The 25,915-nt window shown below is 63.4% G+C and carries 21 protein-coding genes; 5 read left to right on the plus strand and 16 right to left on the minus strand.

What is annotated here, in order from left to right; all coding sequences use genetic code 11:
- Positions 1 to 17 precede the first annotated feature (17 nt).
- Positions 18 to 1,217 carry a formaldehyde dehydrogenase, glutathione-independent gene (fdhA, locus tag AAGS40_RS20180; protein WP_345814537.1) on the minus strand — a complete coding sequence of 400 codons (1,200 nt, stop codon included), beginning with the start codon at positions 1,215 to 1,217 and terminating at the stop codon, positions 18 to 20.
- Positions 1,218 to 1,448: 231 nt separating this feature from the next.
- Between fdhA and betI the strand changes: the two genes are divergently transcribed.
- The 3 genes from betI to betA all read left to right on the plus strand — a co-directional run bounded on the left by betI (position 1,449) and on the right by betA (position 5,315).
- Complete coding sequence (betI, locus tag AAGS40_RS20185; RefSeq protein ID WP_345814538.1) at positions 1,449 to 2,051, plus strand: transcriptional regulator BetI; 603 nt, start codon at positions 1,449 to 1,451, stop codon at positions 2,049 to 2,051.
- A 78-nt stretch (positions 2,052 to 2,129) separates the two neighbouring features.
- Positions 2,130 to 3,599 carry a betaine-aldehyde dehydrogenase gene (gene betB / locus AAGS40_RS20190; RefSeq protein WP_345814539.1) on the plus strand — a complete coding sequence of 490 codons (1,470 nt, stop codon included), beginning with the start codon at positions 2,130 to 2,132 and terminating at the stop codon, positions 3,597 to 3,599.
- 12 nt (positions 3,600 to 3,611) lie between these two features.
- The gene (gene betA, locus AAGS40_RS20195; RefSeq protein WP_345814540.1) at positions 3,612 to 5,315 is read left to right on the plus strand and encodes a choline dehydrogenase; all 1,704 of its coding nucleotides are present in this window, start codon (positions 3,612 to 3,614) and stop codon (positions 5,313 to 5,315) included.
- Between the two features lie 147 nt (positions 5,316 to 5,462).
- Here betA and AAGS40_RS20200 read toward each other — a convergent pair whose 3' ends face one another.
- From AAGS40_RS20200 to AAGS40_RS20230, 7 genes are all read right to left on the minus strand, one after another.
- On the minus strand, positions 5,463 to 6,881 hold the full coding sequence (locus tag AAGS40_RS20200; protein ID WP_345814541.1) for an MFS transporter: 1,419 nt from the start codon (positions 6,879 to 6,881) through the stop codon (positions 5,463 to 5,465).
- Between the two features lie 160 nt (positions 6,882 to 7,041).
- Complete coding sequence (locus AAGS40_RS20205) at positions 7,042 to 7,305, minus strand: hypothetical protein (RefSeq protein ID WP_345814542.1); 264 nt, start codon at positions 7,303 to 7,305, stop codon at positions 7,042 to 7,044.
- Positions 7,306 to 7,372: 67 nt separating this feature from the next.
- Entirely contained in the window at positions 7,373 to 8,032 is a 660-nt protein-coding gene (locus AAGS40_RS20210; protein WP_345814543.1) for a sarcosine oxidase subunit gamma, read from the minus strand.
- Positions 8,022 to 11,024, minus strand: a complete 3,003-nt coding sequence (locus AAGS40_RS20215) for a sarcosine oxidase subunit alpha family protein (protein ID WP_345814544.1) — start codon at positions 11,022 to 11,024, stop codon at positions 8,022 to 8,024. Before AAGS40_RS20215 ends, AAGS40_RS20210 begins: the two co-directional genes overlap by 11 nt.
- Entirely contained in the window at positions 11,021 to 11,419 is a 399-nt protein-coding gene (locus tag AAGS40_RS20220; protein ID WP_345814545.1) for a sarcosine oxidase subunit delta, read from the minus strand. Before AAGS40_RS20220 ends, AAGS40_RS20215 begins: the two co-directional genes overlap by 4 nt.
- A gap of 33 nt (positions 11,420 to 11,452) precedes the next feature.
- Entirely contained in the window at positions 11,453 to 12,697 is a 1,245-nt protein-coding gene (locus AAGS40_RS20225) for a sarcosine oxidase subunit beta family protein (protein WP_345814546.1), read from the minus strand.
- 71 nt (positions 12,698 to 12,768) lie between these two features.
- On the minus strand, positions 12,769 to 14,163 hold the full coding sequence (locus AAGS40_RS20230) for an L-serine ammonia-lyase (protein WP_345814547.1): 1,395 nt from the start codon (positions 14,161 to 14,163) through the stop codon (positions 12,769 to 12,771).
- A gap of 290 nt (positions 14,164 to 14,453) precedes the next feature.
- Here AAGS40_RS20230 and AAGS40_RS20235 point away from each other — a divergent pair, with 290 nt between their 5' ends.
- On the plus strand, positions 14,454 to 15,536 hold the full coding sequence (locus AAGS40_RS20235) for a GlxA family transcriptional regulator (RefSeq protein ID WP_345814548.1): 1,083 nt from the start codon (positions 14,454 to 14,456) through the stop codon (positions 15,534 to 15,536).
- 79 nt (positions 15,537 to 15,615) lie between these two features.
- Here the strand turns inward: AAGS40_RS20235 and AAGS40_RS20240 are convergent, their stop codons facing one another.
- The 6 genes from AAGS40_RS20240 to AAGS40_RS20265 all read right to left on the minus strand — a co-directional run bounded on the left by AAGS40_RS20240 (position 15,616) and on the right by AAGS40_RS20265 (position 22,532).
- Positions 15,616 to 16,551 carry a choline ABC transporter substrate-binding protein gene (locus AAGS40_RS20240; protein WP_345814549.1) on the minus strand — a complete coding sequence of 312 codons (936 nt, stop codon included), beginning with the start codon at positions 16,549 to 16,551 and terminating at the stop codon, positions 15,616 to 15,618.
- A 97-nt stretch (positions 16,552 to 16,648) separates the two neighbouring features.
- Positions 16,649 to 17,647, minus strand: a complete 999-nt coding sequence (locus tag AAGS40_RS20245) for a GlxA family transcriptional regulator (RefSeq protein ID WP_345814550.1) — start codon at positions 17,645 to 17,647, stop codon at positions 16,649 to 16,651.
- Positions 17,648 to 17,654: 7 nt separating this feature from the next.
- Positions 17,655 to 18,557: a choline ABC transporter permease subunit gene (gene choW, locus AAGS40_RS20250; protein WP_345814551.1), complete on the minus strand. Its 903-nt coding sequence runs from the start codon at positions 18,555 to 18,557 to the stop codon at positions 17,655 to 17,657.
- Positions 18,550 to 19,731, minus strand: a complete 1,182-nt coding sequence (locus AAGS40_RS20255) for a glycine betaine/L-proline ABC transporter ATP-binding protein (RefSeq protein ID WP_345814552.1) — start codon at positions 19,729 to 19,731, stop codon at positions 18,550 to 18,552. Before AAGS40_RS20255 ends, choW begins: the two co-directional genes overlap by 8 nt.
- A gap of 332 nt (positions 19,732 to 20,063) precedes the next feature.
- The gene (locus AAGS40_RS20260) at positions 20,064 to 21,356 is read right to left on the minus strand and encodes an MFS transporter (protein ID WP_345814553.1); all 1,293 of its coding nucleotides are present in this window, start codon (positions 21,354 to 21,356) and stop codon (positions 20,064 to 20,066) included.
- Positions 21,357 to 21,437: 81 nt separating this feature from the next.
- Complete coding sequence (locus AAGS40_RS20265; protein WP_345814554.1) at positions 21,438 to 22,532, minus strand: tartrate dehydrogenase; 1,095 nt, start codon at positions 22,530 to 22,532, stop codon at positions 21,438 to 21,440.
- A gap of 126 nt (positions 22,533 to 22,658) precedes the next feature.
- On the opposite strand from AAGS40_RS20265, the gene AAGS40_RS20270 reads away from it, so the two are divergent.
- Positions 22,659 to 23,570 (plus strand): LysR family transcriptional regulator, encoded by a 912-nt coding sequence (locus tag AAGS40_RS20270; RefSeq protein ID WP_345814555.1) that lies wholly within the window; start codon positions 22,659 to 22,661, stop codon positions 23,568 to 23,570.
- Between the two features lie 153 nt (positions 23,571 to 23,723).
- Here the strand turns inward: AAGS40_RS20270 and AAGS40_RS20275 are convergent, their stop codons facing one another.
- Complete coding sequence (locus AAGS40_RS20275; protein ID WP_345814556.1) at positions 23,724 to 24,035, minus strand: DUF4148 domain-containing protein; 312 nt, start codon at positions 24,033 to 24,035, stop codon at positions 23,724 to 23,726.
- Positions 24,036 to 24,199: 164 nt separating this feature from the next.
- Complete coding sequence (locus tag AAGS40_RS20280) at positions 24,200 to 25,906, minus strand: long-chain fatty acid--CoA ligase (protein ID WP_345814557.1); 1,707 nt, start codon at positions 25,904 to 25,906, stop codon at positions 24,200 to 24,202.
- Positions 25,907 to 25,915 lie beyond the last annotated feature (9 nt).

The raw sequence follows: 25,915 nt of genomic DNA on the forward strand, positions 1-25,915 counted from the left end.
GCGCATGGCGACGGCGGTTACGCGGCCTTTAGCAGTCCATGCGGATCGATCACGAACTTCCTCGGCGCGCCGCCATCGAACTGACGGTAGCCATCGGGCGCCTCGTCGAGCGATACCACGGTGACGTTCACGATATCCGCGATCGGCAAACGATCCCACAGAATGGCCTGCATCAGATTGTGGTTGTACTTCATCACCGGCGTCTGCCCAGTATGGAACGAGTGCGACTTCGCCCAGCCGAGCCCGAAGCGGATGCTCAGGCTACCTTTGCGCGCGGCGGCGTCGGCGGCGCCCGGATCGTCGGTCACGTATAGGCCCGGAATGCCGATCGCGCCAGCGGCCCGCGTGATCTCCATCAGCGAATTGAGGACCGTGGCGGGCGCTTCTTCATGTGAGCCGCTGCTGCCGTGGCCATGCGCTTCGAAGCCGACGCAGTCCACCGCGCAATCCACCTCCGGCTTGCCGAGAATCTGTTCGATCTGCTCGCCGAGCGTGGCGTCTTTCGAGAGGTCGATGGTCTGAAAGCCCATCTTGCGCGCATGCGCGAGACGTTCCTCATTCATGTCGCCGACTATCGTGCACGCCGCGCCGAGCAGCCGCGCCGACGCCGCAGCCGCCATGCCCACCGGTCCCGCGCCGGCAATATAGACGGTTGCGCCGGGTTTGACACCCGCCATCACCGCGCCGTGATAACCGGTCGGCAGAATGTCGGACAGACACGTGAGATCGCGAATCTTCGACATGGCCTGCGCGCGATCCGGGAATTTCAGCAGGTTGAAGTCAGCATACGGAACCATCACGTATTCGGCCTGACCGCCGATCCAGCCGCCCATGTCCACGTAGCCGTAAGCGCCGCCCGCCCGCGACGGGTTCACGTTCAGGCACACGCCCGTATGTTGCGCCTTGCAGGTCGGGCAGCGTCCGCACGCGACGTTGAACGGCACCGACACCAGATCGCCGACCTTGAGTGTTTCGACGTCGCGGCCCACTTCGATCACTTCACCGGTGATCTCGTGGCCGAGCACGAGGCCGACCTCGGCGGTCGTGCGGCCGCGCACCATGTGCTGATCGGACCCGCAGATATTCGTACTGACCACTTTCAGGATCACACCGTGGCCGATACTGCGGCCACGCGGGTCCATCATCTTCGGAAAGTCGATCGACTGCACTTCCACCTTGCCCTGCCCGAGATACACGACACCGCGATTGCTGCTCATCTGGCTGTCTCCATGTCTTGTGAGCGGCGTGCTCGACCGTATGCGGCATGCCGTTCAACGAGCGTAGCGCCCGCCGTGGCATTGGACAGGTAGCGCATGCGACATGGGTTTGGCGGAAACCGACACGCGCTGTGCAACGCGCATCCAGACGGAACCATACGCTTTTTATTGATTGACCGCTCAATATAAAAAACCTACCATGCCCTTTCGAAAACAGCGGTGCCCCTCACCATGCCCAAAGTCGGAATGCGCGAAATCCGTCGTGCACAGCTTATCGACGCGACCTTGCTGACGATCGACGAGGCCGGCCTCGCCGGTGCCACGCTCGCTTCGGTGGCGCAGCGGGCGAGCATTTCCACCGGTATCGTCAGCCATTATTTCGGCGACAAGGACGGGTTGCTCGAGGCCACCATGCGCCACGTGTTGCGCGATCTGTGGCAGGCCACCGCGCGCAGACGCCGCGCGGCAAAAGCCGATCCGCGTGCGAAGTTGCGCGCAGTGGTAGCGGCCAATTTCGACGCCGGGCAGACCAGCGCTGCGGTGATGAAAACCTGGCTCGCGTTCTGGTCCGAAAGCATGCACAAGCCGCAGTTGCGTCGGCTGCAGTACGTGAACACGCGGCGGCTGAATTCGAATCTGTGCGCGGACTTCTCGAAAGCGTTGCCGCGTCAGGCGGCGCGCCGTGCGGCGAGCGGCCTTGCGGCGCTGATCGACGGCTTGTGGTTGCGCGGCGCGCTGTCCGGCGAACCGTTCGATACCAGAGCGGCGCTGCGCGTCGCCAACGACTATATCGATCTGCTGTTGCAGGGCGGCAAAGCAGCGCCCGACGCCTAGCAATGGCTGCGGATTGGCGCGGATCGGCACGAGAGCGGCACGAGAGCGGCGAACTTTTCCTCAGCAAAGGAGCAGGTCATGGCGGTATTCGCACTGCAACGTCTGTACATCCACGGCGGCTACGTGGATGCAACCAGCGAAGCGACCTTCGACACGCTCGACCCTGCCACCGGTGAAACGCTCGCGAGCGTGCAGCAGGCGTCGGCCGGCGACATCGATCGTGCGGTGCGGTCGGCGCGCGAAGGTCAGCGCGAATGGGCGGCGATGACGGCGATGCAACGCTCGCGCATCCTGCGCCGCGCGGTCGAGATTCTGCGCGAACGCAACGACGAACTCGCCGCGCTCGAAACGCGCGACACGGGCAAGCCGATCGCCGAAACACGCGCGGTCGACATCGTGACGGGCGCCGACGTGATCGAGTACTACGCCGGCCTCGCGACCGCCATCGAAGGACAGCAGATTCCGCTGCGTTCCACCTCGTTCGTCTATACGCGGCGCGAACCGCTCGGCGTGTGCGCCGGCATCGGCGCATGGAATTACCCGATCCAGATTGCGTGCTGGAAGTCCGCACCCGCGCTTGCGGCAGGCAACGCGATGATTTTCAAACCGAGCGAAGTCACACCGCTATCCGCATCGAAACTCGCGGAGATCTATACCGAAGCCGGTTTGCCGCCCGGTGTCTTCAACGTCGTGCAGGGCGACGGACGGGTCGGCGCGATGCTCGCCGTGCATCCTGACATCGAGAAAATATCGTTCACGGGTGGCGTGGAAACGGGCAAAAAGGTCATGTCGCTCGCGGGTGCATCGTCGCTGGAAGAAGTGACAATGGAACTCGGCGGCAAGTCGCCTCTTATCGTGTTCGACGACGCCAACCTCGAACGCGCCGCCGATATCGCGATGAGCGCCAACTTCTTCAGTTCCGGCCAGGTGTGCACCCATGGCACGCGGGTTTTCGTGCAACGCAGCGTAGCCGAGCGCTTCGAAGCACTGGTGCTCGCGCGCGCCGCACGCATTCGCGTGGGCGCGCCGACACACCCGGACACCAACTTCGGCCCGCTCGCAAGCGCTGCGCAATTACAGAAAGTACTCGGCTACATAGAAAGCGGCGTGCAGCAAGGGGCGCGGCTCGTGGCCGGCGGCAAGCGTCTCACGGCAGGCGTGTTCGCGATGGGTCAGTATGTCGAACCAACGGTGTTCAGTGACTGCCGCGACGACATGCGGATCGTGCAGGAAGAAATTTTCGGGCCGGTGATGAGCCTTCTTGTTTTCGACGACGAGGAAGAAGCCATCGAACGCGCCAATCGCACCGCTTATGGTCTGGCTGCAGGTGTGGTCACCGAAAACCTCGCGCGGGCGCACCGCGTGATTCACCGGCTCGAAGCGGGCATCTGCTGGATCAATACGTGGGGCGAGTCGCCGGCCGAGATGCCGGTGGGTGGCTACGGGCAATCAGGCGTGGGCCGCGAGAACGGTATGACCACGCTCGAACATTACACGCGGATCAAGTCGGTTCAGGTCGAACTCGGTCCTTATCAACCGGTGTTCTGAGGAGACGCTGTCATGGCTTCGAGCGAATACGATTACATCATTGTCGGCGCCGGGTCGGCGGGCAACGTACTCGCGTCGCGCCTCACCGAGGACCCGGACGTCAGCGTGCTGTTGCTGGAGGCGGGCGGCCCGGACTACCGGTTCGACTTTCGCACGCAGATGCCGGCGGCGCTCGCCTATCCGCTGCAGGGCCGCCGCTATAACTGGGCTTACGAGACCGATCCCGAACCGCACATGAACAACCGGCGGATGGAATGCGGGCGCGGCAAGGGGCTCGGGGGGTCCTCGCTGATCAACGGCATGTGCTATATCCGCGGCAATGCGCTCGATTACGACGGCTGGGCTGCGCTGCCCGGTCTCGAGAACTGGAGCTACCTGGACTGCCTGCCGTATTTCCGCAAAGCCGAAACGCGCGACGTGGGTGCGAATGCCTACCACGGCGGCGACGGTCCGGTGCACGTCACCACGAGCAAGCCGGGCAATAATCCGCTTTTCGCCGCAATGGTCGAAGCGGGCGTGCAGGCCGGCTTTGCGCGTACCGACGATCTGAACGGTTACCAGCAGGAAGGGTTTGGCCCGATGGACCGCACGGTCACGGCTAACGGACGACGCGCAAGCACGGCGCGCGGCTATCTCGACCGTGCGAAAGGCCGCCCGAATCTGACCATCGTCACGCACGCCGTCACCGATCGCGTGCTTTTTTCGGGCAAGCACGCAGTGGGCGTTGCATATCTGCATCACGGTAATGCGAAGAACGCGCATGCGCGCCGCGAAGTGCTCGTCTGCAGCGGCGCGATTGCCTCGCCGCAACTGCTGCAGCGTTCCGGCGTGGGCAACGCGCACTGGCTGCGAGCGCTCGACATACCACTCGTGCACGATCTGCCTGGTGTGGGCGAAAATCTTCAGGACCACCTGGAGATGTATATCCAGTACGAATGCAAGGAGCCGGTGTCGCTCTACCCTGCCTTGCAATGGTGGAACCAGCCGGCAATCGGCCTCGAATGGATGCTCAACGGCACGGGCATCGGCGCGAGCAATCAGTTCGAAGCAGGCGGTTTTATCCGTACACGCGACGACGATCAGTGGCCGAACATCCAGTATCACTTTCTGCCAGTCGCAATCAATTACAACGGCTCGAACGCGATCAGGATGCATGGTTTCCAGGCGCACGTCGGTTCAATGCGCTCGCCAAGCCGCGGGCGCGTCAGGCTGAAGTCGCGCGATCCTCGCGCGCATCCCGGCATCCTGTTCAACTATATGTCCGATCCGCTCGACTGGCGCGAGTTCCGCGACGGCATTCGCATTACGCGCGAGATCATGCGCCAACCCGCGCTCGACCGTTATCGCGGCCGTGAGTTGAATCCTGGCGCGGCGTTGACAACCGATGCGCAACTCGACGATTTCGTGCGAGCCAGAGCGGAGACGGCGTTTCATCCGTCATGCTCGTGCAAGATGGGCTACGACGAGATGGCGGTGGTGGACAACGAAGGCCGCGTGCATGGCATGAAAGGATTGCGCGTTGTCGACGCGTCGATCATGCCGCGCATTACCACCGGCAATCTGAACGCGCCGACCATCATGCTGGCGGAAAAGATCGCGGACCGGATTCGCGGGCGCGCCGCACTGGCGCGTGTGGAGACGGCCTATTTCGTCGCGAATGGGGTGGCTGCGCGCAGAGCGGGTGTGGCGGCCGACGTCAGCACCCATTCACTCTGACCCGCTAGCGTTGAACCGCAGAGGCGGTCAACGCGGGACATCCGAGAGATCGCCGTATTGCGTTTGGCCCGAATGGAGTCATCCATCGCGCGATCCGCAAAAGACGACGCGCTGCCCCCACTGACAAAGAGGGCAGCGTAAAGCCGCTCACTCCTGCACCGGCCTCAACACGCCTTGCCCGTCCTGCTCGACCGCTTCGGACACCAGTGTCTCCAGCGCCAGACCCTTCGTTTCGATCCCGAGAATCCACACCGCCGCCGCGGCAATCACGAAGCACATCGCACCCAGAGAAAACACGCCGCCCTGACCGAAAACGGGTAGCACCACGCCAACCACATACGGGCCGATCAACGAGCCGACCCGCCCGATCGCCGACGCGAACCCGGAACCCGTTGCCCGCGCGCCCGTCCCATACAGCTCGGGCGTATAGGTATAAAGCACGGCCCACATGGCGAACAGGAAGAACTGCATCGCGAGCCCCGCGCAGATCAGCAAGGTGGGCGTCTGCGCGTGCAAGGCGGTTTGTCCGTAGATGTACGCCATCACCGCACTGCCCGCGAGCGAGGCAATGCACGTCGGCTTACGTCCCCAACGCTCCACGAGCCACGCCGCGCAGACGAAGCCGGGAATGCCGCCAAGCGAAATCAGCACGGTGTAGAGCACGGACTTCGTCACCGCGAACCCAGCCTGCTGCATCAGCGCGCCTAACCACGATGTCAATCCGTAAAAGCCGAGCAGCGCGAAAAACCACAGCGTCCACACCATGATCGTGCGGCGACGATAAGCATTGCTCCATATTTCGCGAAACGCGCCCGTGCCTTTTGCGGCCTCCGGCTCCGTCAGCATCACGGGCGCACGCAATTGACTCAGCCCGTTCGACTTCATCACCTTCACTTCGATTTCGGCGAGAACGCTGTCCGCCTCGCCGAGCCTGCCGCGATGTTCGAGCCAGCGCGGCGACTCGGGCACGACGCGTCGAACGATCAGCACGAACACCGCGGGGATCGCCAGCAACGCGAACTCCGTGCGCCAGCCGAGCGTAGGCAGCACGAAATACGACACCACGCCCGCGGCAATGAAGCCGAGCGGCCAGAATCCGTCCATCAACGCGATCAGGCGGCCGCGCGATGCCGCCGGCACGAACTCCGACAGCAACGTCTGCGCGATCGGAAACTCCATGCCCATACCGAAACCGAGCAGCACGCGATAGAAGATCAACGCGTCGACACTCTGCGCGGTCGAGCACAGGTACGACGCGAGTCCCCACAACACCATGCTCCACTGAAACACGGGACGGCGGCCGAACCGGTCTGCAAGCAGCCCGGCAATTGCCGCGCCGATCACCATGCCGAAGAAACTGGCGCTAGCGACCAGTCCCGCCGCCGCGCTCGACAGATGAAACTCGGTTCTGATCGAGCCGAGCACGAAGGTCATCGTGCCGAGATCGACGGAGTCGAAGAAAAATGCAACGGCGATGATGATGAAGAGCGTCCGGTGATAACCGGAAAACGGCAGGCGTTCGAGCCGTGCGGCTGCGCTCGCGCGCGGCGGTGAGGTAACGGACATGTGATCCCCTTGTCGATGCGGCGCTTGCCGCGTAAGTCTTCCGGAGTACTTTCAGTAGATGTCGACATAAATCGGGCACATAGAAGGAATGCGTCATCGGAATGGAACGCAGACGCCGTTACCCGCATTCGTCAGAAGCGCCGCGTTTGCCGTACGTGAATCATCCACGCAGGCGCACGTGTGCGGCGGCCGCAATCCGAGCCAGCGCTTGTGTATCGAGTTGGGACGCAATCCGCTGGACGTATTCATGATGGCGCGGTTGCAACGCCGCGCCGAGTCGTTGCGCGAGGAGATAGCGGATCAGCGCGATGCGCCGGTGCCGCAACACGATGCTCTGGTCGAGCAGCGCGAGCGCGGCAGCGGCGTCGCCCTGATGACAGGCGCGCTCGGTGAGACGCGCAGTGGCGATACGTGTGGACGTCATGTCAGAAAAAGAACCGCCACGAACCAGCAACACCGCGAGCGGCGCCGTTGGATGCGCCGGCCGCCGTTCATGACGACATCAACGGCTCGGCTGCGTCGAGCATGATTTTGACGAAGTAATCCGCGAAACTGCGGCGCACCACGATTTCGAAGCGATCGGCGCCGGTAGGCAGCAGCGTGATGGATGCCTTGAAATAGTGGCTCTGCGCGCACTGTCCGTCGCCAAACAGTTTGGGGTGCAGATCGAGCGGGCAGCCGCGCGCCAGCACTTCGCGGGCACGTGTGCCGCTGATTTCGAGCACCGTATAACCGCTGCCGATATCCACCGCCGACGCGAAGACGCCCGCAAACGCAGCGCCCAGTTTCGCCTGCAACGGTGCGGTGCGCGAGGCGTCGTGCGCGGTGGCCGAACGCACGAGCCATTCGTCCGGACCGAGCCACATCACGTCGTAGCCGTTGCCGCGCGCGACCGTATTTGCCTTTTCCGGCAGACGGCAGCCGATTACGCCTTCTGCCGCATGCATGAACGCGGCGTCGCGCGTATCGCCCCGCACATTGACCAGTTCCAGAAACGGCCGTTCGGCGAGCCTGAACGCAGCGGACGCCGTCGCCTGATGCTTTTTGAGCAGCACGTCCACGCCCACCAGCGGCGATTCCTGCCACACGCCGGTCTGGCTGCCGACCGCGCGATCCACAACGGACGCCGTCCCTCTCGTTTCATTCCACATGTTGACGTGCTCCTTCGCTGTCGTAGAACACCGAACTGGTGATCTTTGCCGCAATCTGCTTGCCGCTCGAAAGCGGAACCGTGACCGTTTCGCCGATCTTGTCGAGGCCGCCCTTCACGACGGCCATCGCAATCGAACGCTTGAGAATGGGGCTGTAATAGCTCGACGTGACGTGCCCGAGCATGGCCGCGGTCTCCCCCTGAAACGGACCTGCGACAATCTGCGAGCCTTCCGGAATCACGAACGACGGATCGTCGGAGAGCAGCCCGACCAGTTGCTTGCGCCCCGCCTTCGCCGTATCCGTACGCGTCAGCGAGCGCTTGCCGAGGAAGTCTTTCGACTTCGCGACGAGACCGCCCATGCCAAGGTCGTAAGGCGTCATCGAGCCGTCCGTATCCTGGCCGACGATGATGTAGCCCTTCTCCGCGCGCAATACGTGCATTGTTTCCGTGCCGTATGGCGTGATGTCGAATTCGGCGCCCGCGGCCATCAGCGCTTCCCACACCGCGCGTCCGACGTTCGCCGGTACATTGACTTCATATGCCAGTTCGCCGGAGAAGCTGATGCGCATGACCCGCGACGCCGCGCCCGCGACCGTGCCTTCGCGATAGCTCATGAACGGAAACGCGCCGTTCGCGAAGTCGATGTCGTGGCAAACCTTCTGCAGAACCTTGCGGCTGTTCGGCCCGACCACGGCAAACGTCGCCCAGTGATCGGTGACCGACGCGAGACGCACGCGCATATCGGGCCATTCGGTCTGCAGCCAGCGTTCGAGCCACGTAAGCACGCGCGCCGCGCCGCCCGTCGTGGTGGTCATCATGTAATGCTGCTCGGCGAGGCGAACAGTCACGCCGTCGTCGAAGATCATGCCGTTTTCGTCGAGCATCAGACCGTAGCGGCACTTGCCCACTTCCAGCTTGCTCCACGGATTCGTGTACACCCAGTTCAGGAGTTTTGCCGAATCGGGGCCCTGAATGTCGATCTTGCCGAGCGTGGACGCATCCAGTATGCCCACGCTCGTGCGCACCGCGAGCGATTCACGTGCGACGGCCGCATGCAGGTCCTCACCGGCTCTCGGGTAATACCAGGGGCGCTTCCAGTTGCCGACGTCCTCGAATGCCGCGCCGTTTTCGACATGCCATTCGTGCACCGCTGTCTTGCGCACCGGATCGAGAAACTCGCCCAGCTCGCGGCCCGCGAACGTGCCGAACGTGACAGGCGTGTAATTCGGACGGAACGTGGTGGTGCCGGTTTCGGGAATCGTCTTGCCGAGCGCCTGCGCAAGAATCGCCATACCGTTGATGTTGCCGAGCTTGCCCTGATCGGTGCCGAAGCCCATCGCCGTGTAACGCTTCACGTGTTCGACGGATTCAAAGCCCTCGCGTGCAGCGAGAAAAATATCCGCTGCGGACACGTCGTTCTGGAAATCGATGAACTGCTTCGGACCGCGCGTTGCCATCTCGCGGCCACCGACGAGCCACAGCGGCTGCATCGGCGCCTCGCTGATCTCGGCAACCTGCACCGGATTCGGCCGCGCCACGATATGACCCGCCGCGCGTGCTGCTTCGACGCCGGCGTCCACCGCGAAGCGGATGCCTGAACCCAGCCTGAAGTCTCCGGAGCACGCACCGACACTCGTCTCGGGCTGCATTGCCTTGCCCGGCACGAAGCAGGCTTTTCCGTCGTGCCAGTGGGCCTTGCCGCCCGATTGCGCGAACAGGTGCAGCACCGGACTCCAGCCGCCCGACATGGCGAGCAGGTCGCACTGCACTTCGCCCTGCTTCACACCGACCTGTCCATTCGAATACGACGCGATATCGACCGACGTCACCCGCAGTTTGCCGTGCGCCGCCGTGACGACCGCGCCGGTCATGACTTTCACGCCGTGACGCCGGGCGAGTACGGGCAACGTACCGTTCGATTCGCCCGCGCGCGGATCGATCACTGTGACCTGCGCGCCGGCCGCCTTCAGATCGAGCGCGCATTGATAGCCGTCGTCGTTGTTGGTAAAGACCACGGCCTTGCGCCCCGGCAGCACCGCATAACGGTGCACATAAGTGGAGACCGCCGAAGCCAGCATCACGCCCGGCAGATCGTTGTTGCCGAACACGATCGGACGCTCGTGCGCGCCGGTAGCGAGAATCACGCGTTTCGCGCGGATCTTCCACATCAGTTCGCGCGTGCCCTTGCGCTGCGTGACCGGCAGATGTTCGGTCAGCCGCTGCGTCACCGTGACGAGATTGTGGTCCTGATAGCCGAATGCGGTGCTGCGCGACAGGATCTTCACGTCGGGCATCTGGCGCAATTCGTCTTCGATCTTCTGCACCCAGTTCAGCGCGGGGCGGCCGTCGATCTCAGCGCGGCACGACAGCAGCGAACCGCCGAGTTCCGGCTGATCGTCGACCAGCGTGACGCGCGCGCCGGAAAGCGCCGCCGCGTGCGCCGCAGCCAGACCCGTCGGACCGCCGCCGACCACCAGTACGTCGCAATGTGCGAAACACTTGTCATAGCGGTCCGCGTCGGGTTGCTCCGGCGCCTTGCCGAGACCGGCGGCGTCGCGAATCACTTCTTCGTATTTCGGCCAGAACTTGCGCGGCCACATGAACGTCTTGTAGTAAAAGCCCGCCGGAATGAAGCGCGCGATCTTCTGATTGACCGCCATGCGGTCTTTCTCGATGCTCGGCTTCGCATTCACACTGGTGGCAACGAGCCCCTGATACAGCTCGACCTCGGTCGCACGTGCGTTCGGCACCGTGTCTGCGCCGGTTTCGAGCTGCACGACCGCATTCGGCTCTTCCACACCCGCCGTCACGATGCCGCGCGGCCGGTGATACTTCCAGCTGCGCGCGACGAAGTGCTCACCGTTCGCGAGCAACGCCGATGCAAGCGTATCGCCTTGATAACCCTGATATCGACGGCCGTTGAACGTGAAGTTCAGAACGATCGCGCGGTTGATGCGTCCGCCGCTCGGGAGTCGGTCTTTCTGGCTCATGATGCGTTGCCCTCCTGTGTGCTGTTCTGAACCCTGCTTGGCGCGTCGGCCCGAGCCTGCGACTGCATCTGTGACCGGGCGTCTGCCTGAGCGTCCACCTGAGGGTTCATCTGAGCGCCGTCCATCGTGAGCAGCGGACGGTCGAACGTCTCGTAGCTCTGGATTTCATAGCTCACCGTGTCGCGCTGCGCCTTGAACCAGCGTCGGCAGCCTTGCGTATGCAGCCATTGTTCGCGATGCACACCACGCGGGTTCTTGCGCATGAACAGGTAGTCGCCCCATTCGCGGTCGGTGAGATGCTCGGAGTCGAGCGGCCGGGCGATGTCCGCTTCGCCGCCGCAGGAGAATTCAGTTTCGGCGCGGGGTCCGCACCACGGGCATTCGATCAGCAACATAGCTTTGTCCTTGCGTCTGGCGGTAGGCGGGCGTCAATGAGCAACAGCGGCCGCGCCGTGCTCGTCGATCAGGTGACCGGTGTAGAAACGGTCCAGCGAGAACGGCGCATTCAATGCATGCGGCTCGTCTTTCGCGATCGTATGGGCATACGCCCAGCCCGAACCCGGCGTCGCCTTGAAGCCGCCCGTGCCCCAGCCGCAGTTGAAATAAAGACCCTTCACATCGGTTTTGCTGATGATCGGGCAGGCGTCCGGCGACACGTCCACGATGCCGCCCCACTGGCGGTTCATACGCACACGCGAAAACACCGGAAACATTTCGACGATCGCTTCGAGCGTGCCTTCGATGATCTGGAAGCTGCCGCGCTGCCCGAAGCCTGTGTACTGGTCCACGCCCGCGCCGATCACCAGATCGCCCTTGTCGGACTGACTGATGTACGCGTGCACCGCATTCGACATCACCACCGTGTTGACCACCGGCTTGATCGGCTCGGACACCAGCGCCTGCAACGGATGGCTTTCGAGCGGCAGGCGCACGCCGGCCATATCCGCAAGCGTGGACGTGTTGCCCGCCGCGACGATTGCCACCTTCTTCGCCTTGATGAAGCCCTTCGTGGTGTCCACGCCGGTCACCTGGCTGCCGTCGCGACGAATGCCGACCACCTGGCAGTTCTGCACGATGTCCACGCCCGCCTGATCCGCGCCGCGCGCGAAACCCCATGCCACCGCATCGTGACGCGCGACACCGCCGCGGCGCTGGATCGACGCGCCAAGCACCGGATAGCGGCTATTCAGATTGATCGTCGGCTCGATTTCCTTGATCTGCGCCGGCGTGAGGAATTCCGCATCCACGCCGTTGAGCCGGTTCGCATTCACGCGACGCTCGGTGTCGCGCACGTCCTGCAGCGTGTGCGCGAGGTTCATCACGCCGCGCTGACTGAACATCACGTTGTAGTTCAGATCCTGCGACAGCCCTTCCCACAGCTTCATGGCCTTTTCGTACAGCGCCGCCGACTCGTCCCACAGATAGTTCGAGCGCACGATCGTCGTATTGCGCGCGGTATTGCCGCCGCCAATCCAGCCTTTTTCCAGTACGGCGACATTGCGCACGCCATGCTCTTTCGCGAGGTAGTAGGCGGTGGCGAGCCCGTGGCCGCCGCCGCCGACGATCACCACGTCGTATTCACGTTTGGGCTCCGGGCTCTTCCACTGTCGCTCCCAGTTTTCGTGGTACGACATTCCGTTGCGCAGGAGGCTGAATATCGAATAGCGGCTCATCGTGGGTCCTTTTGGGTACAGACTGTCAGTGCTCGTGCGTGTTGCTTCACAGCGGTCTCAGATCAACAGGTTCAACATTCGATGACGTTCACGGCCAAGCCGCCGCGCGACGTCTCCTTGTATTTCGTTTTCATGTCCGCGCCGGTTTCGCGCATGGTCTTGATCACGTTGTCGAGCGATACGTAGTGCTGGCCATCGCCCTTCATTGCCATGCGCGCCGCGTTCAGCGCCTTGATTGCGCCCATTGCGTTGCGCTCGATGCACGGAATCTGCACGAGGCCGCCCACCGGATCGCAGGTCATGCCGAGGTTGTGTTCCATGCCGATTTCGGCGGCGTTCTCCACTTGCGTCGGCGTGCCGCCCATCACGGCGGCGAGCGCCGCGGCGGCCATCGAGCACGCCACGCCCACTTCGCCCTGGCAGCCCACTTCGGCGCCGGAGATCGAAGCCGTTTCCTTGTAGATGATGCCGATCGCCGCGGCGGTCAGCAGAAAGTTGACGATGCCCTCATCGCTCGACGCGTGCATGAACTTCACGTAGTAATGCAGCACGGCGGGAATCACGCCGGCCGCGCCGTTGGTCGGCGCCGTGACGACCCGGGCGCCCGCGGCGTTTTCTTCGTTCACGGCCATGGCATACAGGTTGACCCAGTCGAGCATGGAAAGCGGATCGCGCAGCGACTCTTCCGAGCGCGAGCGCAATTGCCCGCACAGATCCGCCGCGCGGCGCTTTACGTGCATCGGACCGGGCAACTCGCCGCGCACCTTGCAGCCTCGCTCGACGCACGCCGACATCGCGCGCCAGATCGCAAGCAGTCCTTCGCGCACCTCCGCTTCTGGACGCGACGCGCATTCGTTGCGCAACGTCACCTGCGCGATCGACAATCCGCTTTCGCGGCACACGCGCATCAGATCGTCGCCGGTACGGAACGGATACGGCACGTCGGCGCCTGCCCGCAGACCATTCACGCGGTCGCCTTCGCGATTCACCACGAAGCCGCCGCCAATCGAGTAATACTCTTTCTCGACGAGGCGTTGCCCTTCTTCATCGAACGCCTGGAAACGCATGCCGTTCGGATGCACGATGCCGGAGCCCGCGGCGCCTGGCATCAGCTTTCGGAAGAAACCGAGGTGCTCGCGCTCCTCGAACCGCACCGCGCGCTTGCCAAGCAGCACCAGTTGCTTCGTTTCGCGAATCGCCTGCAGACGCGGCTCGATCACGTCCGGGTCGATCACGTCGGGCAGATTGCCTTCAAGGCCGAGCAACACGGCCTTGTCCGTGCCGTGCCCTTTACCCGTCGCGCCAAGCGAGCCGAACAGTTCGACCTTCACGCGATGCACGAACCCCAGCAGATTCGCGTCCTCGATATGGGACGCGAAGCGGCAGGCAGCGATCATCGGCCCGACTGTATGCGAGCTTGAGGGACCGATACCGATCTTGAACAGATCGAACACGCTGACGTTCATGGCTGCCTTTTGCGTTGCAATGACGGTTTCCGGAAAGTGCCTCTATTGCACCGCACGCCAATTTGGACCGATAGAATAAAAGCGGCATCACGGTGGGATAGTGACGCCAATACGGCCGCCCGCAAAGGCCCGCGACGGATTCACGAAGACTTCTGACGCTTTTGCGAAAAGCGCGGCACGCAGCGCGCGGCGCGGCTGGCCTGATGGCGAGCGCCGCCGACGTTCGGCTCCCGTCACGGCGAGTCCCGGTGCTATGCTCGGATCAACCTTTCCATTTGCTGGCTGCACGCATGAACTCCGCAGAACTGCTTCCTCCACAATCGATAGACGGCACCGCGAAGCAGCGCATCCGCTTCGGGATCATCCTGCTGCCGAACTTCACCTTGACGGCGTTTTCGGGTTTCGTCGATCTGTTGCGCCTGTCTGCGGACGAGGGCGATTTCAGCAAGCCGGTGCGCTGCTCGTGGAGCGTCATAGGGGAAACCCTCGCCCCGGTGCGCGCGAGTTGCGGCATTCAGATCACGCCGTGGGAGACCTTCGACGCCGCCGAGCCGTTCGACTACGTGGTGGTGGTGGGCGGCCTGCTGCACTCCGGCCCGGCGACGAACGACGCCACGCTCGCGTTCATCCGCCGCGCCGCCGCGTCGGAGGCCACGCTCGTCGGCATGTGCACGGGCGTGTTCTCGCTGATGCGCGCAGGCGTGCTGGAAGGCCACCGTATCTGTGTGAGCTGGTTTCACTACTGGGATTTCATCGAGCGCTTTCCGTCGGTCAATGAAGAGTCGCTGGTCGCGGACCGGCTCTTCGTGATCGACCGGCGGCGTATCACCTGTTCCGGCGGACGCGCGTCGATCGACGTGGCCGCCGCGATCCTGCTGCGCCACTTCGAAACGGCGACGGTGCAGAAGGCGCTGCGTATCCTGCTCGTCGACGATATGCAGAAAGGCAATGCGCCTCAGCCGCATCCGCCTGGCCTCGCGCCCGCCGCGCATCCGAAAGTCAAGCGCGCGATCCTGTTGATGGAGCAGCATGTCGGGCGTTCGCTGCCGCTCGAAGAACTGGCGCGCAAGCTCGATCTGTCGCCGCGACAGCTGGAGCGGCTCTTCAAGGCCGAAACCGGCAAGGCGCCTCAAGCCTACGCGAAGCAGGTGCGGCTGCGCACCGCCGCGTGGCTGCTGACGAGTTCGGATAAGACCGTTGCGGACATCGCGTCGAGTTGCGGTTTTTCCGATGCGTCGCATCTGGGCCGCGAGTTCCGCAAACAGTTCGGTCTGCCGCCCATGGCTTATCGCGAGCAACGCGGAACAGCGGCGGAGCCGGAAGATAGCGGCGATTACGACGAGACGTTTCCGGGGCGGGCGCAAGCGATCTGACGATGGGCCGTCATCGGGCGGCCCACGGCGGCATGCGTGATGCGACACGACCGCTTTCGCATGAAGTGCTGCCCGTCCTCTATTTCCCTGCCAGATACGCCTTGACCGCCGGCAACCCATCTTTCCCGTCGTACGTCTTCACCCCCGCGAGCCACTTGTCGAGCACGCCCGGATTCGCCTTGAGCCAGTCGCGCGCGGCCTTGTTCGGATCGGTCCTGTTCATGATCGGCAACATCACGTGATTCTCGATATCCGTCGTGAACTGAAGATTGGACACGAGCTTCGCAACGTTCGGGCACCGCGTCGAATAATCGCTCGGCGTAACCGTCAGCACTTTCGCCTCGCCGTAGTTCGGGCCGAACACGGCGTCCCCGCCGCTCAGATAATCGATCTTCATCTGCACGTTCATCGGATGCGGTTCCCAGCCAAGGAAAACAATCGGCTTCTTTTCGCGAATCGCACGGTTCACCTCCACCAGCATGCCCGCCTCGCTCGATTCCACCAGCTTGAACTTGCCGAGGCCGTACTGGTTGCTGTCGATCATCTTCCTGATCAGCGCATTGCCGTCGTTACCCGGTTCGATCCCATAGATCTTGCCGTCGAGTTGATCGTAGTGCGCGGCAATATCGCTGAACGACCTGATGCCCGACTGATACGTATAGTCGGGCACGGCGAGCGTGTATTTCGCGCCCGTCAGGTTCGGCGTGGGCAGCACGCTAAGTTGATTGTTCTTTCGGAACGGGTCGATCATCGGGTCCATGGTGGGCGACCAGTAGCCAAGGAACACGTCGATCTGTCTGGTCTTGACGCCCGCGAACGTGATCGGCACCGAGGCAATCGTCTTCGTGGGCTTGTAGCCGAGACCTTCGAGCACGGTCGATGCAAGGCCCGTGGTGGCCGCAATGTCGGTCCAGCCGACATCGGCAAACCGCACGTCCCGGCAGGAAGCAGGCTCCGCAGCGAAGACAGACGACACCGACAGCGCGCACAACGACGCAGCCCACAAACGTTTCATGGCGTTCCCTCAGAGTGATTGAAGCTCGACTGGTTTGAACAAGGCGTTATTTTTATCCGGCGCGATCCGCCCGCGTGCATGCATCGAGGGCACCTTCCTATGACGACAGGCGCCGCTCAACGCTCGGTGCATGACCGAATTGCGCACGATAGGCTTTGCTGAAATGACATGCGGAATGAAATCCGCAAACAGCGGTGACCCGTGCGATCGACGCATCCGTATTGCGCAGCAGTTCGCGCGCGCGGCGCAGACGCAACGTGAGGTAATAATGCGTGGGCGACACGCTCAAAAACATCTTGAACATGCGCTGTAAATGACGTTGCGACAGACGCACGAGCCGCGCGAGTTCATCGAGTGATAAGGGCTCCTCGATATTGGCTTCCATCAGCCGGACCACCTCGATCAGTTCGGCGCGCGAAAACCCCACGCGGGCGTCAACGGGAATGTGCTGGTAATCCGTCGAACCACGAATCCGTTCGACAATGAACTGCTCCGACACCTGCGCGGCCACGCCGCGGCCCAGACGCATTGCGACCAGGTTGAGCATCAGATCGAGCGGCGCAGTGCCGCCCGTGCAGGTCATGCGATCGCGGTCGATCACGAACAGTTCGTCGGCAAAATGCACGTGCGGATAGGACCGGTGCAAGGGCGACATGTCCTCCCAGTGCACGGTGGCGCGATAACCGTCGAGCAAGCCGGCTGCAAGCAATGCGTACGGCCCCGTGCAGATACCGCCGAGCGGAATGCCCCTTGCCGCCACGTCGCGCAGCAACGCGATGACCGTGTCATCCACGAAGTCGCGCACCTGCCAGCCGGCGCACACGAACAGGACATCCGGCAGGCCGGCTTCGGCGAGCGTCATGGTGGGCTTGACCGTGATGCCGTTGCTGGCACGCGCCGGCTCGCCGTCCGGCGTGATCACCGACCACGTGTAGTGCTGCGCGCGGCCGACGTAGTTCGCCATGCGCAGCACCTCGACCGCGCTCGTGAACGCGATCATCGAAAAGTTCGGCAGCGTCAGAAAGCCGACATGCGCGAGCCCGGCCAACGGCGAATCAATCGGGGCGTCGAGCGGCGTGATCGCGTCGCGCTTCATGGGCGGCTCAGCCGTGTTGCGCCGCCGGTTCGCGGCGCACTTTCATCACGCTGCGCAGACCCGAGAGCAGCGGTGCGCGCGCCATGCCCGGCGAGCGGCCGAAGCTCTCCGTGATACGGTCGAGAATGATGGCGAGCATCACCACGGACAGACCGCTTTCGAAGCCGAGCCCGATGTCCAGACGCTGGATGCTGGCGAGCACGTCGTTACCGAGGCCGCCCGCGCCCACCATCGACGCAATGATCACCATGGATAGCGCCATCATGATGGTCTGGTTCACGCCGGTCATGATCGACGGCAATGCGTTCGGGAACTGCACCTTGTAGAGCAGTTGCAGCGGTGTGCAGCCGAAGGCCTGCCCGGCTTCGACGATTTCGCGATTCACGTGCTTGATGCCAAGCGACGTGAGACGCACGGCAGGCGGCATCGCGAAGATCACGGTGGAGAGAATCCCCGGCACGCGGCCGAGACCGAATAGCATCGCGGCTGGAATCAGGTACACGAAGGCCGGCATGGTCTGCATCAGATCGAGCACCGGGCGCACGATCATCTCGACAGTCCGGCTTTTCGCGGTCCAGATGCCCAGCGGCACGCCAAGCAGCAGACTGATCAACGTGGACGACAGCGTCAGCCCGAGCGTGATGACCATCTGATCCCAGAAACCGGTGCCGTGGATCAGCAGCAGCGCGAGCAGGACGAACAGCGCGAAGCGCCAGCCGACGCGCCACAAACCGATGCCCACGAAAATGGCCATCAGCGCCCACATCGGGATCGCCTGAAGGCCATGCTCGACCAGGGCGGCAAAGCTCTCGATCACCTTGCCGATCGAATCGAACGTTTTTGCGTCGTGATCGAGCAGATAGTGAACGCCGTGATCGACCCAGGCGCCAAGTGGAATGACTTCAGACATGGGAGCTCCGATGGCGGGTGAGGACACTCAGCACGTTCGTCTTGTTGACCGAACCGCAGTACGAGCCGTCCGCTTCGACGACCGGCAGCGGTGCATGGCTCGCCACCACGCGCTCGACGACGTCGTCGAGCGGTGTCGTGCGGCCGATGCATTCGACCGGATTCAATTGCGGCGATGCGCTGCCCATCGCGTCGCGACAGACGAAGCCGCGAATCTTGCGCTCGCTGTCGAGCACGAACGCATACTCGGCGCTCCCGTTCAGCGTTTGTGCGAGCGTGGAAACGTCGATCTGCGGCGCCTGCGAATGCATCAGCGGCACAGCGTCGGTCTGCATCAGGTCGCCTGCCGTCAGATAACGGCTCGTGTCGATGCCCTCGAAGAACGCGCGCACGTAGTCGTCCGCGGGATTCGTGATGATCTGCTGCGGCGTGCCCACCTGCACGACGCGCCCGCCTTCCATGATCGCGATGCGCGTGCCGATGCGCATCGCCTCTTCCAGATCGTGCGACACGAACAGGATTGTGCGCTGCTGCTCGCGCTGCAGATCGAGCAGCACATTCTGCATTTCCTTGCGCTTGAGCGGATCGAGCGCCGAGAACGCCTCGTCCATGATCATCAGCGACGGGTTGACGGCCAGCGCGCGCGCGAGCCCCACGCGCTGTTGCATGCCGCCGGACAACTGCGCGGGCAGCTTCTGCGCGAACGGTGCGAGTCCGACCTGTTCGAGCACCGTCATCGCCCGCTTCTCGCGCTCTTTACGGCCGACGCCCGCCACTTCGAGGCCGAACGCTGCGTTGGACAGCACGGTGCGCTGCGGCATCAGCGCAAAGGACTGGAACACCATGCTCATGTCCTTGCGGCGCAGCGCCGTCAATTCCGAGCGCGGGACGCTGGCCACGTCGCGGCCATCGATCAGCACCTTGCCGGCCGTCGGCTCGACAAGACGATTGATCAGGCGAATCAGGGTCGATTTACCGGAGCCAGACAGGCCCATCAGCACGAAGATCTCGCCTTCCCTGACTTCGAACGAAACGTTATGGACGCCGACGATCTGGCCGGTGCGCGTGAACACTTCCTCTTTCGTGGCGCCGGCGGCCAGCATGCCGACCGCCTGCTTCGGATTGGCGCCGAACACCTTGCACAGCCCTTCAACCACGACCTTGGGGGAATTCATCGAATGCTCTCCTAGCGTGGCGGACGTCCGTCCGCGCTGTGCATACATAGTTGCCAGAAAAAATTGCGCCTAGCGGACTATTTGCGACAACCACATGTGGAAATACGACACCCAGCCGGCGCACGCGCGGGCCGCCGGCGGTGAAAGCCTGACGGGACAAGGGTTTGATGGCCGCGACTGCGAACGGACGTGCGTGTCGCAATTGGGCAGGAAGGCGCTTCGGAGAGCGGAGAGCGGAGAGCGGAGAGCGGAGAGCGGCAAGGATTCGGCGACCGGTGGGTCGCCGTTTCAAAAAAAGCGGATAGGCGGCGCGCGAGCGCCCTGTCATTCCGCTACGCGGCGGGCGCCGCGCGATAGCTGCGCCGTCCGACGAGCAGCGCGAGCAGCGCGGAAACCGCCAGGCTCGCCGAGACTACATAAAGGCCGGCCGCATAGCCGCCCGTTACGCTCTTCAGCCAGCCGATCGCAAACGGCCCGACGAAGCCGCCGAGATTGCCGATCGAGTTGATCATGGCAATTCCGGCCGCAGCGCCCGCGCCTGACAGAAACGTGCTGGGCATCGCCCACAGCGGCGCCTTCGCCGCACTGATCCCGACATTCACGACGACGAGCGCCAGCACCACCGCGACGATGCTGTCGGCCATGCCGGCCCACGCCAGTCCGGCCGCCGCCGCCACGCATGGAATGACCACGTGCCACGTGCGCTCGCCTGTTCGATCGGACCGGCGCGCCCACCACACCATGCCGAGCACCGCGAGCACGCTCGGAATCGCGTTCAGCGCGCCGGTGGCAAGCGCGCTGAAGCCGAACTGACGGATGATCAACGGCGCCCACAAGCCGAGCGTGTACAGCCCGGCGGACGTGCCGAAATAGATCATCGCCATGATCCACACGCGCATGTCGCGCAACGCCGCGAACGCGCCGGCCGCATGTCCGGCCTGCGCTTCGCGACCCACGCGCTCGTCGCGCAAGGTGGCGATGAGCCACGCCTTTTCATCGGCGGCGAGCCAGTCTGCTTTTTCCGGAGCATCAGTCAACGCTTTCAGTACGACAAAGCCGAGCAGCACCGCGGGAATCGCCTCGACGATAAAGAGCCATTGCCAGTCTTTCAGGCCGAATAGCGCCGGCATTTGCATGATGGCGCCGGAAATCGGCGAGCCGATAGCGGTGGATAGCGGCGCGGCCGCCATGAACGCCGCGGCGGCAAGCGCACGCTGGCGCGCGGGGAACCACTGGCTCAGGTACAGGATGATGCCGGGAAAGAAGCCAGCTTCGGCGACGCCCAGCACAAAGCGCAGCGTGTAGAACGAGGTCGGTCCTGTCACGAACGCGGACGCCGCCGAAACGAGTCCCCAGGTGACCATCACGCGAGCAATCCAGATGCGCGCGCCGACCTTGTGCAGGATCAGGTTCGACGGCACTTCGAACAGAAAATAGCCGAGAAAGAAGATGCCTCCGCCGAGTCCGAACGTGGTCGGCGACAGCCCGAGGTCCTTGTTCATCGTAAGCGCCGCGAAGCCGACGTTCACGCGATCGAGAAAGCTCACGAAATAAAGCAGCATGACAAAGGGCAAAATGCGCCATGTCAGCTTGCGAACCACGCGGGCCTGCAGGTCATGTGTCATATCGGTCTCCGTGTCTTCTTGTCTGCTGTCTGCTGTGCCATCGAGCGGCAGCGGGCGCCGCCAGGCGCCGTGAAAACGGGCTCACGCCGCCTTGGACTCCGCTGGACGCCCGCCGGCGAGAATCGCGCACACGGCATCGGTCACCTGCGCGGTGGTTGCCGTGCCGCCGAGGTCGCCGGTATGCAACGCCGGATCGGCCGTGATGCGCTCGATCGCATCCATCAGCCGACGCGCGGCGTCCGCTTCGCCGAGATGATCGAGCATCATCACAACCGACCAGAACGTGCCGACCGGATTCGCGAGACCCTTGCCCATGATGTCGAACGCGGAGCCGTGAATCGGCTCGAACATCGACGGATAGCGCCGCTCCGGGTCGAGATTCGCGGTGGGCGCAATGCCGAGGCTGCCGGCCAGCGCCGCCGCCAGATCACTCAGGATGTCCGCATGCAGATTGGTCGCCACGATCGTGTCGAGCGTGGCCGGACGGTTGACCATGCGCGCGGTTGCAGCGTCGACGAGTTCCTTGTCCCACTTCACGTCCGGAAACTCTTTCGACACCTGTACCGCGATCTCGTCCCACATCACCATCGCGTGACGTTGCGCATTGCTCTTCGTGATGACGGTCAGCAGTTTGCGCGGACGCGATTGCGCCAGCCGGAACGCAAAACGCAAAATGCGTTCGACGCCCGCGCGCGTCATCATCGACACATCGGTCGCGACTTCGATCGGGTGGCCCTGATGCGCGCGGCCACCCACGCCCGCATATTCGCCCTCCGAATTCTCGCGCACGATCACCCAGTCGAGGTCCGCGGGTGCGCAGCGTTTCAGCGGCCCGTCGATGCCGGGCAGAATTCGCGTGGGACGCACATTCGCATATTGATCGAAGCCCTGGCAGATTTTCAGACGCAAGCCCCACAACGTGATGTGGTCGGGAATGTCCGGATCGCCTGCCGATCCGAACAGGATCGCGTCCTTGTCGCGAAGCGCGTCGAGACCATCGGCGGGCATCATCACGCCATGCTCGCGGTAGTAGTCGCCACCCCAGTCGAAGCTTTCGAACTCGACACTGAAATCGCGGCTATGCGCGGCCAACGCCTGCAACACTCGCTGACCGGCCGGTACGACTTCCTTGCCGATGCCGTCGCCGGGAATGGTGGCAATGCGGTAATGCTTCATGCGGCGTCTCCAGAACGATGAAAGTATGTGCAGCATCGTAGAGCGGAGCAGTGCTGCTAATACGCTGCTAGACTCAAACCATCTTTAACCTGAAGTTAATAATGACGCTTCGCGTCTGTCGCTCACATGAACTCATCGGTCCAACCGGACGACCTTGCGTTCTTCTCCACTGTCGCGGCAAGTGGCAGCCTGACGGCCGCCGCGCGTGAATTCGGTCTCAGCACGGCGGCGGTCAGCAAGCATCTGGCGCAAATGGAAGCGCGCGCGGGCGTGTCGCTCGTCAACCGCACGACGCGGCGCATGAGCCTCACGCCCGAGGGCGAGCTTTATCTGACGCGTGCGCGGCGCATTCTCAGCGAGATGGACGACCTCGCGCAGTTGCTGGGCGGCTCGCGGGCGGCGCCGAAAGGTCTGCTGCGTGTGAACGCAACACTCGGCTTCGGCCGCAGTCACGTGGCGCCGCTCATCTCGGCATTCGTGCGGCGCTTTCCCGAAGTGGACGTGCAGTTGCAGCTTTCCGTCGACCCGCCGCCGCTCAGCGACGATGCGTTCGACGTCTGCATCCGTTTCGGCGAACCGCCGGACGCCCGTGTGATTGCACGGCGAGTGGCATCGAACCGGCGCTTGCTATGCGCGTCGCCAAAGTACTTCGCGCGGCGGCGGCCGCCGCGCAGCGCGGCTGAACTGGCGCAATACAACTGCATCGGCATCCGCCAGGGCGACGACGGTTACGGCCTGTGGCGGCTCACCAGCGGACGCGCCGGCGCGGAGACGACCGAAACGGTGCGCGTGCGCGGCAACCTCACCACCAATGACGGTGAAATCGCGGTCAAATGGGCATTGGACGGTCACGGCATTCTGATGCGTGCCGAGTGGGACATTGCGGACTATCTGGCGGACGGACGCCTGATTCACGTGCTGCCGGACTACCGCACGCCGGGCGCGGATATCTACGCTGTGTATCCGCAGCAGTTACAGTTCACCGCGCGGGTCAAGGCGTTCGTCGAGATGCTGGTGGAAGCGCTGGGGTCGCGCTAGGTGCAAGACTGGCTGTCATGCCGTAGCAAGCGTCACTGCCAATAAGTGGATGGACGCGCAACGCTTGCATGTTTTGCGCCCACCTTATGCGTAGGCTTTACCCGGCACGCGGCCGCGTGCGCGTGCGCGACGACGCAACGCGGCTCGCTTCGTTTACTGCTGGCCGGCAGGCGCGCCAATGCCTGCTTTTTTCTCCGCCTTCTGCAGATTGTTCGGATAGTTTGGATCGTCCTGCGACGGCTGGTAGCCGGCGTCTTCGAGTTTCTTCAACTCGGCGTTTTTCTTCGCGCGCGCTTCCTTGCGGGCGGCTTTGCGCTGCGCTTTGCTCGATGGCGCACTGGCTGCACCGGCGGTGCCGGCGCCGGGCGAAGCGCTCGGACTCTGGGCGGCAGCAAGCGGAATACCGCCGCTTACCATCGCACTGACGGCAAGACCGAGCATCATTTGTCTGGCAAAACCCTTCATGGCGACACCTCCTTTTCCATTTGACGATTGCACCTAAGCCGCTTGTGAATGGCTTATTCCTCACTCCGATACGCACGCGGCGTACCCAAGTCCCATTGCCAGCAGCTTACCGTCAAACGACACAGCCAATCGACACGGGCACGCACGAAGCGCTGGCCTGATCGTCAGCGGGCCGTACCGCCGTCACTACCGGCGGCAAGCGTGCGCGCCGCATCCTCCTCCTGCAGTTTGCGCCACAGGATCTTGCCGCTTCCCGACTTGGGCAGCGACGCCACGAACTCGACGATGCGCGGCGCCTTGTACGACGCCATCTGCTCGTGTGCCCAGTCGATGATCGCCTGTTCCGTAATCGTTCCGGCGTGCGTGGCGGCGGGCACGACCAGCGCCTTCACGGTTTCGCCGCGCCTGTCGTCTTTCACGCCGATCACGCAGACTTCCTGGATCGCCGGGTGCCGGTACATCAGCGTTTCGACTTCGGCCGGCCAGACCTTGTAGCCCGATGCGTTGATCATCCGTTTGAGGCGGTCGGTCATGAAGAAATAGCCGTCCTCGTCAATATGACCCAGGTCGCCGGTGCGCAGGAAGCGCTGACCGTCGAATTCGACGAACGCTGCCTCGGTCGCCTTTGGATCGCGCCAGTAACCTTGGAAGACCTGCGGCGCAGAGGTCACGATCTCGCCTGTTTCGCCCGGCGGCATTTCCTGCAATGTGAGCGGATCGATTACGCGCGAATCGACATCGAAGACCGGAATGCCCAGACATTGCGGTTTCGGACGATGCGGCGGATTGATATGCGTGCCCGCCATGGTCTCGGACATGCCGTAGCCTTCCACGTAATCGAGTCCGGTCAGCGCCTTCAGCTTTCTGGCGATGGCGTCCGGCATCGCCGCGCCACCGCCGCGCGTACCTTGAAGACTCGACAGATCGTATTCGCCGAGCTTCGGGTTCGACAGGAAGTCGACCATCATCGTGGAGATGGACTGCCATGCCGTGACGCGATATTTCTGCATGCATAGCGCGGCGGCGTCGCGGTCCCAGCGCGGCAGGATGACGATCGTCGCGCCCGAGAAGAGTGCGCTGTTCATGCCGCCCTGCATGCCCGTCACGTGAAAAAGCGGCAGCACCGACAGATAGACGCCGTCCGCCGGCGCGCCGAACCACACGCAGCCGCCGAGCAGCGTGCTCATTACGCTGCGATGCGTGTGCATGCAGCCTTTCGGCTTGCCCGTTGTGCCCGACGTGTACGGCATCACGCACAGATCGTCGGGACTGGCCGTAAGCGGTCCCGGCACGAGACGCCGTTCGAGTACGTCAGCCCATGCCGTCACGCGAGGCAAGTCGAAAGTCTTACGCGGCGCGGCGATCACCTCTGGCACCGGAATCGAAGACGGACCCTTCACGTAATCGCTGTACGTTGCGACGATGGCATGCTCGATGCCCTGCCCCGCCGCGTTGCCGATCAACGGCTCGACATTCGCGAACAGACACTGCGGCGCGATGATGGTGGTTGCGCCACTGTCTTCGACATAATGGCGCAGTTCGTCGGTCATGTTCATTGGATTGACCGGCACGACCACGGCGTTGGCGCGCAGAATGCCGTAATAAGCAAGCACCCATTGCGGGCTATTCTGCATGTACAGCAGCACACGGTCGCCGGCTTTTACCTGGCATTCCTGCTGAAGGAAACCCGCAATCCGCTCGGCCTCATCCTTGAACGCGGCGAACGAAAGCACCGTGTCGTAGAAAATGATGAACGGCTTGTCGGGAAAGCGCGTGGCCGAGACTTCGGCGTTGTAGAAGATGTTGGTTTGCGGCAGTGTGAGATGCAAGGGCACGTGCGGCGGCCAGTGCGGGTGATGGCGTTCGTTCATCGGCGTCTC

Origin of the sequence: Paraburkholderia sp. PREW-6R, assembly GCF_039621805.1 — a bacterium.
Taxonomy (GTDB): Bacteria; Pseudomonadota; Gammaproteobacteria; order Burkholderiales; family Burkholderiaceae; genus Paraburkholderia.

Bases quoted from the DNA above. Each gene is read 5' to 3' on its own strand.
- choW (WP_345814551.1), bottom strand. From the start codon at position 18,557: ATGTCTGAAGTCATTCCACTTGGCGCCTGGGTCGATCACGGCGTTCAC.
- AAGS40_RS20245 (WP_345814550.1), bottom strand. From the start codon at position 17,647: ATGAAGCGCGACGCGATCACGCCGCTCGACGCCCCGATTGATTCGCCG.
- AAGS40_RS20275 (WP_345814556.1), bottom strand. From the start codon at position 24,035: ATGAAGGGTTTTGCCAGACAAATGATGCTCGGTCTTGCCGTCAGTGCG.
- betI (WP_345814538.1), top strand. From the start codon at position 1,449: ATGCCCAAAGTCGGAATGCGCGAAATCCGTCGTGCACAGCTTATCGAC.
- fdhA (WP_345814537.1), bottom strand. From the start codon at position 1,217: ATGAGCAGCAATCGCGGTGTCGTGTATCTCGGGCAGGGCAAGGTGGAA.
- AAGS40_RS20230 (WP_345814547.1), bottom strand. From the start codon at position 14,163: ATGAACGTCAGCGTGTTCGATCTGTTCAAGATCGGTATCGGTCCCTCA.
- AAGS40_RS20210 (WP_345814543.1), bottom strand. From the start codon at position 8,032: ATGTGGAATGAAACGAGAGGGACGGCGTCCGTTGTGGATCGCGCGGTC.
- AAGS40_RS20220 (WP_345814545.1), bottom strand. From the start codon at position 11,419: ATGTTGCTGATCGAATGCCCGTGGTGCGGACCCCGCGCCGAAACTGAA.
- AAGS40_RS20225 (WP_345814546.1), bottom strand. From the start codon at position 12,697: ATGAGCCGCTATTCGATATTCAGCCTCCTGCGCAACGGAATGTCGTAC.
- AAGS40_RS20280 (WP_345814557.1), bottom strand. From the start codon at position 25,906: ATGAACGAACGCCATCACCCGCACTGGCCGCCGCACGTGCCCTTGCAT.
- AAGS40_RS20240 (WP_345814549.1), bottom strand. From the start codon at position 16,551: ATGAAACGTTTGTGGGCTGCGTCGTTGTGCGCGCTGTCGGTGTCGTCT.
- betA (WP_345814540.1), top strand. From the start codon at position 3,612: ATGGCTTCGAGCGAATACGATTACATCATTGTCGGCGCCGGGTCGGCG.
- AAGS40_RS20255 (WP_345814552.1), bottom strand. From the start codon at position 19,731: ATGAATTCCCCCAAGGTCGTGGTTGAAGGGCTGTGCAAGGTGTTCGGC.
- AAGS40_RS20235 (WP_345814548.1), top strand. From the start codon at position 14,454: ATGAACTCCGCAGAACTGCTTCCTCCACAATCGATAGACGGCACCGCG.
- AAGS40_RS20260 (WP_345814553.1), bottom strand. From the start codon at position 21,356: ATGACACATGACCTGCAGGCCCGCGTGGTTCGCAAGCTGACATGGCGC.
- AAGS40_RS20270 (WP_345814555.1), top strand. From the start codon at position 22,659: ATGAACTCATCGGTCCAACCGGACGACCTTGCGTTCTTCTCCACTGTC.
- AAGS40_RS20215 (WP_345814544.1), bottom strand. From the start codon at position 11,024: ATGAGCCAGAAAGACCGACTCCCGAGCGGCGGACGCATCAACCGCGCG.
- AAGS40_RS20200 (WP_345814541.1), bottom strand. From the start codon at position 6,881: ATGTCCGTTACCTCACCGCCGCGCGCGAGCGCAGCCGCACGGCTCGAA.
- AAGS40_RS20205 (WP_345814542.1), bottom strand. From the start codon at position 7,305: ATGACGTCCACACGTATCGCCACTGCGCGTCTCACCGAGCGCGCCTGT.
- AAGS40_RS20265 (WP_345814554.1), bottom strand. From the start codon at position 22,532: ATGAAGCATTACCGCATTGCCACCATTCCCGGCGACGGCATCGGCAAG.
- betB (WP_345814539.1), top strand. From the start codon at position 2,130: ATGGCGGTATTCGCACTGCAACGTCTGTACATCCACGGCGGCTACGTG.